This window comes from Bacillus sp. P4_E1 (assembly GCF_056401715.1).
This window is the reverse complement of record NZ_JBFUIV010000005.1, coordinates 77,507-91,356: the sequence shown is the minus strand read 5'-3', so window position 1 is coordinate 91,356 and position 13,850 is coordinate 77,507. Positions and strand designations below refer to the sequence as shown.

Here is a 13,850-nt window from a genome sequence, read left to right as displayed (position 1 = left end):
CGACTTTTTTGTGAACAAGCCTATTTCTTATTAAAAAGCGTGTATAATGATTGATGGATAAGTTATATAGAGGAGTTGGCAATTTTGGAATACATCATGTTACTTTTCATCGGATTAATCGCCGGGACAGTCGGGAGCCTAGTCGGACTTGGAGGCGGAATTATTATCGTTCCGTTATTAATTGGATTACACAGTTTATCACCACAACTCGCAGTAGGAACTTCTATGGTAACAGTCGTTTTTACAGGGCTGGCTTCTACCCTTACTTATATGAAACATAAACGGGTAGATTATAAAAGTGGACTTATTTTATTTATCGGGAGTGGCCCTGGTGGTATTATCGGATCATGGGCAAACAAATTTTTAAACCAAGATACATTTTCTCTATACTTTGGGATTTTTCTTATATTCGTCTCCATTCTTCTTATACTACGAGACAAATTGAAACCTCTTTCCCTATCAAATATGACTGTAATTAAGCGATCTTTTACAGATAACGAAGGAAATACTGTAGACTATCAATTTCCACCATTTCTCGCTATCTTTATTGCCTTTATAGTTGGATTTATATCCGGATTATTTGGAATCGGTGGTGGTGCCTTACTTGTGCCAGCGATGATGCTCCTTTTTGCGTTCCCAGCACACATTGCTGTAGCAACTTCAATGTTTATCGTATTTCTCTCAGCAATTGTAAGCTCTTTAACTCACATCTCTCTAGGAAATGTCAGCTGGGCTTATGCATTAATTCTTATTCCTGGTGCATGGATTGGCGGAAAAATCGGGGCTTATATTAACACAAAATTAAGCGGTAATGCAGTAATTAATTTATTACGTATCACATTAATTATTCTTGGAACTAGATTAATCATTACTTCATTTTTATAACGCGTTCTTTCTAGAATGCGTTTTTTCTTATACACATGAATATAAAAAGGCTCCTAGGAGAACAAATAAAACTAAACAAACACTTAATAGCATAAAATTTGAAATATGTAATTTCTTCAAGTTGATCACTCCTATAGCTATGACTGTTATCTTTATGATAGCGAAAAAACAGTTATCTTACAGTTACAAAGCGCTAACAATGCAAAATCATTTATTACAAATTTTATCCTTATATTTCATTTCTTTGTACAATCTATCGATTCAATAAAAAAAGATGTCATATTGACATCTTTTTAGTGAAGAAGTGACCATCCCATAAAGTCTTCATGTACCTGGCACGCCCTCTTATCGTTTCGATCATATAATTCAGCATAACTATCTGTTTCTTCATCATAAGCCATCGTATAAATAATTTGGCCGTCTATTTCAACGGATAAAACGACTCCACCTTTCATCTCTTCCACATGAATGATAGCATTCGCCGGAATTCTCATATCCGTCATCTTCATCGCATCTAACAATATACTAAACCCCCTACAGCGTATTCATTGCTAGTACTATTACACACTAAATAGTATACTACTGTAATAGCATACATTTCGTCAATGAAATTGCTGTTTAAAAAGCATATTGTCTTTATACATATACGCTAAAATATAAGAAATAGAAATGTTTTAATGGGGGGCTAACATTGATTCTACATAAGGGAGATGTATTATTCCGTCAAGGTGAGGACGGTCCATTATATTTTATAAAAACAGGTTTATTAAAAGTGATTCGGTTAGAAGAAGACGGAACACCATTTTTATTTAATATTATCGTTCCTGGTGAAACGATACCTCACCATTCTTTAATTTCACCGAAGGAATATCACGGTACAGCTATCGCTTTAATGAAAACAGAAGTGGAGCCTATAATTAGCAATGAATGGTACGACAAACTTCAGGCAAATCCTGCATCATATGAAAATATCGCTATACAATTACAATCGAAGTTAAGAATGATGCAACAGCGTATCGATCAATTGACAACTGTCTCTCCTAAAGAGCGCCTTCATCGTTTACAAGAGTGGTTCACCTTATATTTAGGTGACATCCCTATTTATGAAATATTAACACAAACTGAAATTGGTCAGCTCATAGGTGTACGCCGCGAAACAGTTAATCGCTTATTAAGAGAACAAGCAAAAAACGAGGTAAAATAATACCTCGTTTTTTGCTTGGCAACATTAATCTATTGTAAGCTTGCTGCGGGACCGAAAAATTCATAATGAATGTTCTCTTGTTTAACACCCAAATCAATTAATGCAGCATTTATATGCTTCATAAATGGTACTGGACCGCAAAAATAAAATTCTGCTTCAGTTGTTGGAATAATAGTTTGTAACCATTCACGTTCAATGAATCCTTCTTGATCAAAATTCTTCATTTCCACATCTTGCTCTGTCGGTGAAGAATAGCAAGTATATGCTTTAACTTGTTCATACTCTTTTTCTACTGTCTCAACATGCTCTTTCATCGCATGTGTATTACTATTTATCGCCGCATGAACAAAGCATACATTACGCTTTGATTCTTGTTCAATTAGCGTATTTAACATGCTCATCATCGGTGTAATACCTACCCCACCACTAATTAGTACAACAGGTAATGTTGAATCCATATTTAAAACGAAATCTCCCGCTGGTGCACTTACTGGTAAGACATCTCCTTCCCCTACATGATCATGTAAGTAATTAGATACTTTACCATCTGGTGTATCTACACCTTTTTCTTCCTTTACACTAATACGATAATATTCTTTTCCTGGAGCATCAGACAAGCTATATTGACGATTATGTGTATATGTCTCACCTTTAATATTTATTTGAATCGTTACATATTGTCCTGGGATGAATGAAGAAACTTTCCCGCCATCTTCAGGTTTTAAATAAAATGATGTAATAACGTCGCTTTCCTTCACTTTTTTAACAATCACAAAGTTGCGGAAATCTTTCCATCCACCTTCTTTATGTGCAGCTTCTTCATACATACCCGCTTCAATGCTAATGAATGCATCAGCAATGACGCCATACGCTTCTCCCCATGCATTTAAAACTTCATCAGGTGCGCCTGCGACCTCTTTAATCGCTCGTAGTAAGCATGTACCTACTATTGGATAATGCTCTGCTTTAATACCTAAACTTCTATGCTTATGACCGATTTGTTTTACAACTGGAATAATAGCTTCTAAATTATCAATGTACATTGCAGCTGCATAAACAGCATTTGCTAATGCTTGTTGTTGTCTTCCTTTTTTCTGGTTCGTATGGTTGAAAATATTCAATAACTCCGGATGTTCCGAAAATAAAATTTGATAAAATCTCGTTGTAATCTCAACGCCTTTTTCTTGTAATAACGGTACTGTTGACTTTACGATTTCAATTGTTTTTGCACTTAACATTGTATCCCACTCCTCTATTTCCTTAACTGTTTTTAGTTTAACTGAATTGTATAATTCATATTGTGATTTTAATCACTATTAACATGGTGTTTTTGTGAAAAATATATGAACAATGCACATATTAAGTAAATTTTAATTAGCCATCATTAATAGTGCTCAAAAAAAAGCTAACTAGAATTCTAGCTAGCCTACTACTTCGTTTGTATTGCTTGTTCAATTACTTGTATATTCTGCCCATCTCCAAACTCGGTATACCCCCATACATTCGTCTCACCTTTATATTTATTTACAAGTATATCCAAGTCATGATATACGCGATGAGCATAGATTACATACTCCATATTCTGAAGCTCCACACCTTTTTTTACAATTTCATAACTTCTATTCACATCGCGTTTTATTTTTTCATTTTTTATTTCTTTATGTATATTTTTTAAAGAGGCTTCTTGCTCTTGAAACCATTGTTTAAAATGTTTCCAATCCCCATCTGTATATTTCTCTGCCTTGCCATAATTCAAGAAATTATTATAACTTTCATGTGTCGTACGAACAAAATCGAGTGTCTTCTTCTTCTCTTGCACCTCTTCTATTTGTGCTACTGTATTTACTCCAGCAGACTTATTCGCATAATATAATAGTACTTTCATAAGACTATAGCTCGCTATTGCCATCACAGTAATAGTTACCAATACACTTAACAATTTCTTCATATACAGAACCCCTTTTCTACTATGAATATTACAATGTACTGTTACACTTGTAACATTCTCTCGTAGAAATGTAATTCCTGTTTAAATCCCCCTTTTCATTTCGACACTATTTTTCTACAAACTTCTCCTTGGTAAATGCTCTTGTAAAACAACATAACCTTCATAAGCTGTATAACCGAGTATAGCCATTAATCCGATATAACAAGCAAATACTGTCCATTTCGTTTTCGTATCGACTTTATAATAATTTTCTTGTTGTTCCTTTTCTGTTTCCCATTCATTTAATTTTCTTTCTGACATTTCAAATGCTTCTCTTATATGAATTGTATGCATTTCTTTTTCATCTTCATATGGGACATAATCAAGTGGCTCAAATTTTGGTAAAAGGTACTCTAGCACTTCAATCTTTTGAAGTTCTCCTGTTTTTAATTCTTTTTCACGTTCTCTTTGTCTTAATACGTTCATTTCATGGTGAATCATATAAATCGTTCGATGCACCGCACCAGTTTCTTTTAATTCCTCTTCAAGCCTAGCAGCATATTCTTTCATTCCATCGATTTTATATCCTAATTCCTTAATCGGCTCATCTCTCTTTATTACTCTATATAGTTCCATACAGCCGATAATAAAAATAAATCCTCCTAAAATACTTTTGAAGTAAATAGAATAGCCGAGTAGTAAAACTAGCCCTGCTCCCCAAATTTTCGTGCTTACAACTGAAATTATTCGTCCACCATCTAATGGAGAAACTGGAATTAAGTTAAAGAAATTAATCATACTTCCAAGTAAAATAATAAGCGCCCAAAACGGCTCTTTCGTTATTATATAAAGTGGAATCGCAGGTAAAAATGACAACAATCCGAAAAGAGGTCCCATATATGCAATGTAAGCTTCATCTTTTGCATTTTTCGGCATCTCTTTCATCCCAATAAGAGCTCCCATAAATGGTATGAAGATTGCTGGCGATGTTGGTATCCCTTTCTTTCTCGCTGCCCATAAATGCCCCATCTCATGTACAAACAATAAATATACGAGTGCTACCCCAAACTTCCAACCATATATGACTGCGTATGCACCAAGCGATAAAAACATACTAAATACTGTTGAAAATTTTGCTAACTTAAAAATTGCAAATACCCATTTTAACTTAGATAGTAAAAATAACCCTATTGCAACGATAACTCCCCATAATCCTTTTTTATTATTTTTCATATTCCTCTCCTTTATCTCGCTTTATTGAGCCATATACACTCATCAAAACTTATTCTTTTTCTCTATTATGACATATTTTTTTCTATTGTTAGAAATAATGTTTATTCCATCCATTTTTAGCCAAAAATAAAAATAAAAGGAGGTAAATACAAATGAAATTACAATCTCTTATGATAGGCGCTCTATCGTTTTTAGCTTCAACTCTTATTTTTTATACCGTCAGCTACGTATTATTATTAGATTGGTTGCCAAATCACTTATTTATAGCCCTTATTATTCTTTCTGCTCTTATGATTTCCTTTCTAATTACACGAAAATCAATGAATGAGCCATCTGCAAAAGCAAAATAATAGAGGGGATCTTTCCCCTCTATTATCATTTCCTAGGAAAGGCCATATAGACTTTATGATTCTTACTGCCCGCTATTTACGGGCAGTAAGAATCCCACCTCAAAATTCGGCTGGAGCAAAGAATTTAGGTAGGAGTCGTGCTAATAATCAGCGGGGGATGCCCCCACTGATTAAAATTTCACTTTATCTTTGTAAATTCATTTTTTCACCATACTCTTTAACAATTTGAATAATGTTTTGAAATGCTCCTACTTTTTCTTTCTTACTATTTAATATTTGTAAATCGTGATTATCATAATAGGTTTCTAGTGATTTTAATTGTGATTCTGAAGCATCTTTTATCGGAACAGTAACATTCAACTCATACTGTTTATACCCTTCCTTTACTTTTTCAGCTGAAATTATCTCACTCTCTTTTGCGCCAATTAATTTTTGAACCTTTTCAGGGAAAATTAATTGCAAATAATATTCTTGTTCCTTTGCTAACTTATTATATAGTGATTGTGAAATCGTATAACGTACTGTATAATTCATTTTTTGATCACCTGCTTTAATATGAAACGCAGTAATCTGCATGTCTTTTTTTGTTACTTCCGTTAAAGTACCTACCTGCATCTCATCTTCTTTTTGTTCTGGAATCTTTGGAAAGATAGCCAAAAGCTTTTCCGTATCTTTTTCGTTAAGCATATACATATCTTTCTTATATTGAATCCATCCTCGGCGATCTTCTCCTCTTAACCATGCATAATATGTTTCTTTTTTTCCATCACTACTAATTTGTATTTCATATTCCGGTTCACCAAAACTACCCGTTACTTCTTGTTTTTCCGCTTTGTCTATAATATCCACCACCAACTCCGCATCCATTTTCTTTAAATTTTTTTCTTCTTTACCTTTTTGCATAACAGTTACTTGTAATGGTTCTCTCATTTCATTCACTGTCTCCTCTACTTGTTTCGGTTCTTTCTTTTGCTCGGATTGACCACACGACGCGAGTAAAATAACACATAAAAACATTAAATATTTCCCTTTCAAATCGATTCTCCTTTTCCAATAAGAAATTCTTATAACCCTCATGCATAAAACAAAAACGTTACATTATATAGAATGAGCTATACTATAAACTGAAGGGAGGATTTTACAATGTCCATTAATTTTCATGATGCAAATAATAAGTATACGTATGCAAATCGTAACGCACATATTTCATGGCAGGAAACAATAAACAATATTGTAGATGTGCAAAATAAACAAGTAATTGATATAGGTTGTGGTGGCGGCATTTACACGAAAGAACTTGCTCTTATGGGAGCCAAAAGTGTTGTTGGGCTTGATTTTTCAAAAGAAATATTACAAGCTGCAAAAGAAAATTGTAATGCCTTCCCAAACATTTCATTCATTCACGGTGATGCACATAATATCTCATTCCCTAATGAAACATTCGACCTTGTCATTTCTCGTGCAGTCATTCATCATTTGCATGATATTCCCACATTTATACGAGAGGCTTCTCGTATATTAAAAAAAGACGGTCTACTTATTTTACAAGACCGGACCATTGAAGATTGTATAATCCCAGGAAGTCCTGAACACCTTCGTGGATATTTTTTCTCTGTCTTTCCAAAACTCATTGAAACAGAAGCGAAAAGAAGACCAAAAACCACTACTATTCAGCAAGAATTACAACAATATTCTCTTCAAGCGTTCCCCACACAAACACAATGGGAAGTACGAAAAGTACATGATTCTGTAGAGGCTTTGCTACAAGATTTATCTCCTCGAACAGGCCGATCCATTCTATATGAACTAACAGATAATGAACTTTCTCAACTTCTACATCATATCCAAACGGCATTACAAAACGTCTCTCCTATCATCGAAAGAGATCGTTGGACCATTTGGAGCGCGAAAAAATTGTAAGGAAGGAAGCCTCACAAAGTAATGTGAGGCTTCCTTCTTTCATAATCTAATTTTACAACACTCTTGATATCCTCCACTCCTGGCCTGTGCACTTCCACACTTCGGACATACTAAATATCTAGACTGATTTGTCAACAAACTACCTTTTTGAAAGAGTAAAACTTCTGCTTGTTTAAACGAACGCGAATAATATAACCACATAAAACCAATTATAGCAATAATGCCAAATAATACTCCCATCGCAAGCATTTCAGTCACCTCTTTTGGTTTGTTCTTTCCAGCAAGTGGATTGTTGTATTATTCTCTGCAAATTCAAACAATTCCTTCCTTACTCCTATAAATATCGATTTTCTCCATAAACTTTACAATTCTCTATAATGTTTTACAGCATTTTTACAAATAGTATTAACCCTTATATTCTCAGCTATATTTCTACAGGAAAGTGTATTTCCCAAAAAATATGTTGACTTTCTAAAAAAAACATGTGAAAATACTGTCAGAATACTTGAATTAAAATTCATTGACGAGAACGAGTACGTTATAGGACTGTTCCCCAGAGAGTTGGCGATTTGCTGAAAGCCAACGTTCAGTGCTTAACCGAAAATCATCTCCGAGAAGTAGAACCGAATGCTAAAGTAAGTTCTTACCGGATGTCCCCCGTTACAAGGAACACGTATCATGTTGTACGTTGCAAAGCCGTATACATATAGATTTATTTCTACATGTATAAATTAGGGTGGTATCGCGGGTAAATATAACTCGTCCCTTTCTTTAGGGACGAGTTTTTTGTGTTCTTACAATGAATTTACAAAAAAGGAGGAAAAACAATGAACACTGTATCAAAAAAACATGTTTTTTTCACAGGCCTTATGCTATTTTCTTTATTTTTTGGGGCAGGAAATTTAATTTTCCCTCCAATGCTTGGACAAAATGCTGGTGAAAACTTTTGGCCAGCAATGATTGGCTTTTTACTAACAGGAGTCGGCTTACCACTACTTACTGTTATCGCTATTTCTCTATCAGGAAATGGAATGCAACAACTTGCAAGTCATGTTCACCCATTATTCGGAATATTCTTTACGGTGGTTGTATACATTGCAATCGGTCCATCTATGGGCATCCCACGTGTTGCTAATGTCGCTTATGAAATGGGGGTTAGTTCTTTCTTACCAGAAACTATTCGCTCTAGCAGCCTAGTGCTATTTTTATACACAGTCATCTTCTTTTCTATCGTATTTTGGCTTAGTTTAAACCCTTCTAAGCTCGTCGATCGTATCGGAAGTGTATTAACACCTATTTTATTACTCTCTATTTTTTTATTATTCGTTAAGAGTGTATTTACACCCCTCGGGCAATCTGGACCAGCCATGCAAGAGTATCAAACTTCTCCAATTTTCAAAGGTTTTATGGAAGGATACTTAACGATGGATACCATTTCAGCACTTGCATTTGGGATTATCGTTGTAAATGCAATTCGCTCAAAAGGTGTGAGTGATCGTAAATCAATTGCCATCGCTACAGCAAAAGCAGGACTTATTGCCGCTACTGGTCTCGTACTTGTATATGGTGCACTTGGCTGGCTCGGTACAACTAGTGTCTCTCTCGGATACGCAAAAAATGGAGGACAGCTACTTACCGTTATCGTACAACAATTATTCGGTCCATATGGTCTAATTCTGTTATCTCTTATCGTTACACTTGCTTGCTTAACAACATGCGTTGGACTTGTATCTGCGTGCAGTCAATACTTCTCAACATTATTGACAAAATTTTCATACAAAATGTTAGCAAGTGTCATTTGCTTGTTAGGATTATTAGTTGCCAACTTAGGTTTAACAAAAATTATCGCCATCTCTGTTCCTATTTTACTTGTTGTATATCCAGTTGCAATTGTACTCGTGTTATTATCATTACTTCATAAATATTTCGGTGGCTATCGATCTGTTTATGTATGTGCTTTAATCGGAACAGCAGTTGTTAGCGTTTTTGACGGATTAAAACAAGGGAATATTCCTGTTTCATTTATCACATCTTATTTTGAGTTTATTCCATTATATAATGAAGGAATTGGCTGGTTAGTACCAGCGTTAGTTGGGGCTATTATCGGTTTTGCTATCGCAAAATTAAGTGGCGCCAAAGCAGTACCATTAACGGATCATTCACCTGAATCGAAAGTATCATAAAAAAACTCCCATTTCGGGAGTTTTTTACATTTGATAAGAAGTATGATTAAAGCTACTTACTTTATAAGCTTTCGTATAGTAATCAATATTCGTATCCACTGTTTCTACTTTTACAACATCATAGCAATCTTCTTGCTTCACTAGAAATAAATAATATTCTTCTGTCGCCTCAATAATTGCAATACGATCTGTTTCAATATCATATTGTTCACAAAGTGCTTGCAACGCATTCACATAGTTACCTAATTTTTTCGTTTCATCCATTCCAAATATCGTTTGAACTAACATACACTCTCTCCCCTTTGTATGTACTGTTAACACCTTAATGATAACGCTTACATAAATAACCGTCAATAAAAAGCTTTGACCATATATAGTCAAAGCTTCCTTCTTATTTCGTCAATTGGTGTCTAAACGCATAAATAACCGCCTGTGTCCGGTCACTTACATTTAGCTTATTTAATATATTACTCACATGTGTCTTTACTGTTTTAAGGGCAATAAACAACTCATCTGCAATCTCTTGATTACTTTTCCCCTCTGCAATTAATAACAAAATTTCAGACTCTCTTTCTGTTAACTCCTCATGCAAAGGTTGTTCTTTCTTCTGACGCATACGAGACATCATTTTGCCAGTAACTTTCGGCTCTAATACCGTTTCCCCATCATAAGTAGCTCTTACAGCATCTGCAATATCACTCGCTCTTGATGTTTTTAATAAATAACTTGTCGCCCCCGCCTCAATAACAGGATATAACTTTTCATCATCTAAAAAGCTCGTGACAACTACAATTTTCGCTTCTGGCCATTCTTGAATAATAGCACGTGTCGCTTCAACCCCATCCATCTCATCCATAACAAGGTCCATTAAAATAATATCCGGTCTTAATTGCAAAGCTAACTCTGAACCTTTTCTTCCATTTTCAGCTTCTCCAACTACTTCAATATCTGGCTGCGTTGATAAATATGCTGATACACCCATTCGAACCATTTCATGATCATCAACTAGTAATACTTTTATCATGATTCTCCCCCTCTCTCAATCATAATAGGTACTTTCACTTCTATTTGCGTACCTTTATTCGGAAAACTAAGAACTTTTAATGTACCACCAATTTCATGAACTCGCTCTTGCATTGACCTTAAACCATATGAACCAGCCTTATTAACACCAACTTTAAACCCAACACCGTCATCAATAATTTTCAAAATCGCATATTGATCAATTTTCCGAAGGCGTACTTCGGTTTTCTTTGCCTTCGCATGCCGTAAAGTATTAGACAACGCCTCTTGTACAATACGGAATAAATGATCCTCTACACCTTTTTTTAATTGAATCGGTTCAATTAACCATTCAATTTTCATATGTTGCTTTCTAGACAGTTCTGTTAATAATTCTTCTATACCCTCTGTTAGTTTCTTACCTTCTAACTGCACTGGGCGTAAATGAAGGAGCAATGCTCTCATTTCTGATTGTGCATTTACAACCATATTCTCAACAAGCTGCAACTGTTTTTTCGTCGTATCTGGAATTTCAGCTGCTTGCTCATTAATGGCTGACATCATCATCGACATTGCAAAAAGCTGCTGACTTACAGAATCGTGCAGCTCTCTCGCTAATCGATGCCTTTCTTGAGAAATCGCTTCTTGTCTCATCTCTTCATTCCAATGGGCTCGTTCATTCGTTACTTTTTGAAATAGCCCAGCTTGCTCCTCTAAGCGCCGAGCAAGACCAATTACTTTTCGTTCCACTTCATGAAATTCATCGTCCGCAGTAAATGAAACATCACTCGGAAAATTCCCTCGCTCTACTTCAAATAGAAAAGTATTTAATCCTTGTATACGCTGTTCTATATAATAACCGATTGCATATCCTACAATTCCTCCGATAAGAAGACTCGTACTCATAATAAACAAGCCAATTGGAACAGAAGCAATGGATTCTTTCCAGAGTAAATCATAAACTTGTTGCTCGCTTTTCCATACATATACAATTGTACAAATAAGTGCGATACTCACAGAGGACAACATAGAATAACGAATATACATCCACGAAATATTCCTTTGTTTTTTCATTATACTTTCCTCACTTCCGTATCGCCTACGACAAGCGAAGAAATAATTTTAATACGACGAGGGGCTTCTTTATACTGTTCTGTTCTAAACGTAACATTACGGTTAAATCCAGTTTCTTCATGTCCTGGCAGGAGCACTCGCCCAACAATAACAGAATGATTTAAAGACAATTCAATATCATATGGTACATATAAGCGAATATTACCAATGACGCCCCGAATCACAATAACTGTTTCTCCCTCTGGAATCATAGCAGTTGTTAAATCAATCTCGACGTCACAAGCACCATATTGGACGTTAATATCCTCTATTTCATAAATATGATCCATCATTCGTACATTACCTACAAACATATTTTTTATATACGGTTCTGTACGATATATTTGTTTTTCTTCATTTATATATCCTTTTTCTTTAATTTCAACTTTCATTGCTTTTTGCCGATGTCCTTGTTGAATAAGTTGATAACCAATTAAAGCTAAACAAGCAAACACAACAAGTACGAATGCCGCTGATGAAAATAAGAAGAATAAGAAGACAATACCACCGACAAATAAAAATACATTCCCTCTTACATAACGGTTCTTCTTTCGATAATGTCTTCCAAACATAATCATAATAAATGCAAATATTAGACCACCTGGTTCAAAATGTCCAAGTATCATATCAAGAAAAAGACCGAATCCAAATATGATGAGGAGCATCCCCATAAATTGTGTTTTTGAAAATTGCTTCTTCATTTCAGCTCCCCCCTCCTTGTCACATATACATAGAAGAAAAGGCATTGCTTTCCAACACCTTTTCTCCTATCACTATATCATAAGCCTGTTTTATTATATACTACAATTATTTTGTTACTTCTTTCGTTAACGATACTTCATTTTTCTCTTTCATTTCACTCTCTAGTTTTGCAATTTTCATATCAAATGTATCACGCTCATGCTCTTCATTTATACGAAGCTCTATGTCACGAATGTGATCTTCAATTTCTTCGAATCGTAAGAACGGATTATTTTCATCCATTTTATGCATAGCAGTATTCATACGGCGGTTTGCATGCGCCATATTTTCACGTGCCATTAATTCCATACGCTTTGCGTTCATTTCTTTTAATTTATTTTTCATTTCTGAAAGACGACGCTCTAACTCATCAATTTGCTCTACAACACCAGCATACATTTCTTCTAAGCGAGTTACTTGCCCTTCATAATACGCTACTTCTTCTAATGCACGTTCATGCAATTGCAATTCGCCTGCTTCTTGTGCGATGATAGCTTGCTTTGATCTTTTATTAACGAAATAACGTGCTTGCTCAAGCTCACGAGCAAAGTTAGATTTTAATGTTTTATGACGCTGAATTAACTTCTCAATTTTTGTTATTTCACGCTCACTATCTCGTAAATATTGGTTTAACATAGCAATTGGATTTTTTCTTTCTTTCTCATCTAACACATTATGAAAATCAGCTAAAATTGCATCGCGTACACGTCCGAATAAAGATTGTTTCATTATAATCTTCCTCTCTTCTACTTTATAATTTGATTTATTTTATATTAGTTTTTCATTAACTTGTTCCACTCATCTTCAAAGTTGCTATATGATTTAGCACTTTCTGGAGCAGAATCAACAACTACATTTTTTCCTTTTTTCCACTCACGGTATCCGTAGTATAAAACTACTAATGCTGCGATACCGATTAATGCTGGGGAATGAGAAAGTGCAATGGACAAACCGATTAAACCAACAATACCCCAAGCTAACTTTCCAAAGAATGATTTAGCTCGCACAAATGATTTATAGCTCCAGTACACAACTCCTACTCCAATGGCGAATCCTACAATACCAGCAAGACTACCAAGAGCAATTAAAGCCAAAATACCGGCTGCGATAAACGCTAGAAATTGTTTCATCTTGTGCTTGCCTCCCTTCGATTTGATACTCTTATCTTAACTATTTTTTCATTTTTTCATAACGAGCTTAAGAACCGTTTTTAACTCAGACTTAAGACTGAGTTAAATTCAGCCTTTTGCAAAACGAACATGTATGCGATGCGTATAGATACAGAAAAATTC

The 13,850-nt window shown here is 34.9% G+C and carries 17 protein-coding genes and 1 other annotated feature; of the genes, 5 read left to right on the top strand and 12 right to left on the bottom strand.

Features of this window, described 5'->3' with window-relative positions; translation table 11 throughout:
• Positions 1-84 precede the first annotated feature (84 nt).
• A complete protein-coding gene (locus AC1DS7_RS08925) occupies positions 85-885 on the top strand; it encodes a sulfite exporter TauE/SafE family protein (RefSeq protein WP_002086690.1) in 801 nt (266 codons plus the stop codon).
• 293 nt (positions 886-1,178) lie between these two features.
• On the opposite strand, the gene AC1DS7_RS08920 is transcribed toward AC1DS7_RS08925, so the two are convergent.
• Entirely contained in the window at positions 1,179-1,406 is a 228-nt protein-coding gene (locus tag AC1DS7_RS08920; RefSeq protein WP_000883004.1) for a hypothetical protein, read from the bottom strand.
• Positions 1,407-1,576: 170 nt separating this feature from the next.
• Here AC1DS7_RS08920 and AC1DS7_RS08915 point away from each other — a divergent pair, with 170 nt between their 5' ends.
• Complete coding sequence (locus tag AC1DS7_RS08915) at positions 1,577-2,089, top strand: Crp/Fnr family transcriptional regulator (RefSeq protein WP_002149445.1); 513 nt, start codon at positions 1,577-1,579, stop codon at positions 2,087-2,089.
• 29 nt (positions 2,090-2,118) lie between these two features.
• On the opposite strand, the gene hmpA is transcribed toward AC1DS7_RS08915, so the two are convergent.
• From hmpA to AC1DS7_RS08900, 3 genes are all read right to left on the bottom strand, one after another.
• Complete coding sequence (hmpA, locus tag AC1DS7_RS08910; protein WP_215588877.1) at positions 2,119-3,327, bottom strand: NO-inducible flavohemoprotein; 1,209 nt, start codon at positions 3,325-3,327, stop codon at positions 2,119-2,121.
• Between the two features lie 191 nt (positions 3,328-3,518).
• Positions 3,519-4,037: a hypothetical protein gene (locus AC1DS7_RS08905; protein WP_061688841.1), complete on the bottom strand. Its 519-nt coding sequence runs from the start codon at positions 4,035-4,037 to the stop codon at positions 3,519-3,521.
• Positions 4,038-4,151: 114 nt separating this feature from the next.
• Positions 4,152-5,249: a site-2 protease family protein gene (locus AC1DS7_RS08900; protein WP_002126346.1), complete on the bottom strand. Its 1,098-nt coding sequence runs from the start codon at positions 5,247-5,249 to the stop codon at positions 4,152-4,154.
• Between the two features lie 152 nt (positions 5,250-5,401).
• Between AC1DS7_RS08900 and AC1DS7_RS08895 the strand changes: the two genes are divergently transcribed.
• A complete protein-coding gene (locus AC1DS7_RS08895; protein ID WP_000776287.1) occupies positions 5,402-5,599 on the top strand; it encodes a hypothetical protein in 198 nt (65 codons plus the stop codon).
• A gap of 183 nt (positions 5,600-5,782) precedes the next feature.
• Here the strand turns inward: AC1DS7_RS08895 and AC1DS7_RS08890 are convergent, their stop codons facing one another.
• Positions 5,783-6,634 (bottom strand): YhfM domain-containing protein, encoded by an 852-nt coding sequence (locus AC1DS7_RS08890; protein ID WP_215588875.1) that lies wholly within the window; start codon positions 6,632-6,634, stop codon positions 5,783-5,785.
• Between the two features lie 108 nt (positions 6,635-6,742).
• On the opposite strand from AC1DS7_RS08890, the gene AC1DS7_RS08885 reads away from it, so the two are divergent.
• Positions 6,743-7,519, top strand: a complete 777-nt coding sequence (locus AC1DS7_RS08885) for a class I SAM-dependent methyltransferase (RefSeq protein WP_215588874.1) — start codon at positions 6,743-6,745, stop codon at positions 7,517-7,519.
• A 39-nt stretch (positions 7,520-7,558) separates the two neighbouring features.
• On the opposite strand, the gene AC1DS7_RS08880 is transcribed toward AC1DS7_RS08885, so the two are convergent.
• Positions 7,559-7,768: a hypothetical protein gene (locus AC1DS7_RS08880; protein WP_000880630.1), complete on the bottom strand. Its 210-nt coding sequence runs from the start codon at positions 7,766-7,768 to the stop codon at positions 7,559-7,561.
• 262 nt (positions 7,769-8,030) lie between these two features.
• Positions 8,031-8,289 (top strand) — a binding site (T-box leader).
• Positions 8,290-8,346: 57 nt separating this feature from the next.
• Between AC1DS7_RS08880 and brnQ3 the strand changes: the two genes are divergently transcribed.
• Positions 8,347-9,702 carry a branched-chain amino acid transport system II carrier protein BrnQ3 gene (brnQ3, locus tag AC1DS7_RS08875; RefSeq protein ID WP_002140993.1) on the top strand — a complete coding sequence of 452 codons (1,356 nt, stop codon included), beginning with the start codon at positions 8,347-8,349 and terminating at the stop codon, positions 9,700-9,702.
• Between the two features lie 24 nt (positions 9,703-9,726).
• Here brnQ3 and AC1DS7_RS08870 read toward each other — a convergent pair whose 3' ends face one another.
• From AC1DS7_RS08870 to AC1DS7_RS08845, 6 genes are all read right to left on the bottom strand, one after another.
• Complete coding sequence (locus AC1DS7_RS08870; RefSeq protein ID WP_002126339.1) at positions 9,727-10,083, bottom strand: DUF3992 domain-containing protein; 357 nt, start codon at positions 10,081-10,083, stop codon at positions 9,727-9,729.
• A 10-nt stretch (positions 10,084-10,093) separates the two neighbouring features.
• Complete coding sequence (locus AC1DS7_RS08865; protein WP_000598709.1) at positions 10,094-10,726, bottom strand: response regulator; 633 nt, start codon at positions 10,724-10,726, stop codon at positions 10,094-10,096.
• Entirely contained in the window at positions 10,723-11,778 is a 1,056-nt protein-coding gene (locus AC1DS7_RS08860) for a sensor histidine kinase (RefSeq protein ID WP_002011673.1), read from the bottom strand. Before AC1DS7_RS08860 ends, AC1DS7_RS08865 begins: the two co-directional genes overlap by 4 nt.
• A complete protein-coding gene (gene liaF, locus AC1DS7_RS08855) occupies positions 11,778-12,518 on the bottom strand; it encodes a cell wall-active antibiotics response protein LiaF (RefSeq protein ID WP_002126337.1) in 741 nt (246 codons plus the stop codon). The genes AC1DS7_RS08860 and liaF overlap by 1 nt, the downstream gene beginning before the upstream one ends.
• Before the next feature lie 106 nt (positions 12,519-12,624).
• A complete protein-coding gene (locus tag AC1DS7_RS08850) occupies positions 12,625-13,287 on the bottom strand; it encodes a PspA/IM30 family protein (protein ID WP_002011675.1) in 663 nt (220 codons plus the stop codon).
• Positions 13,288-13,331: 44 nt separating this feature from the next.
• The gene (locus AC1DS7_RS08845; protein ID WP_215588873.1) at positions 13,332-13,688 is read right to left on the bottom strand and encodes a lmo0954 family membrane protein; all 357 of its coding nucleotides are present in this window, start codon (positions 13,686-13,688) and stop codon (positions 13,332-13,334) included.
• Positions 13,689-13,850 lie beyond the last annotated feature (162 nt).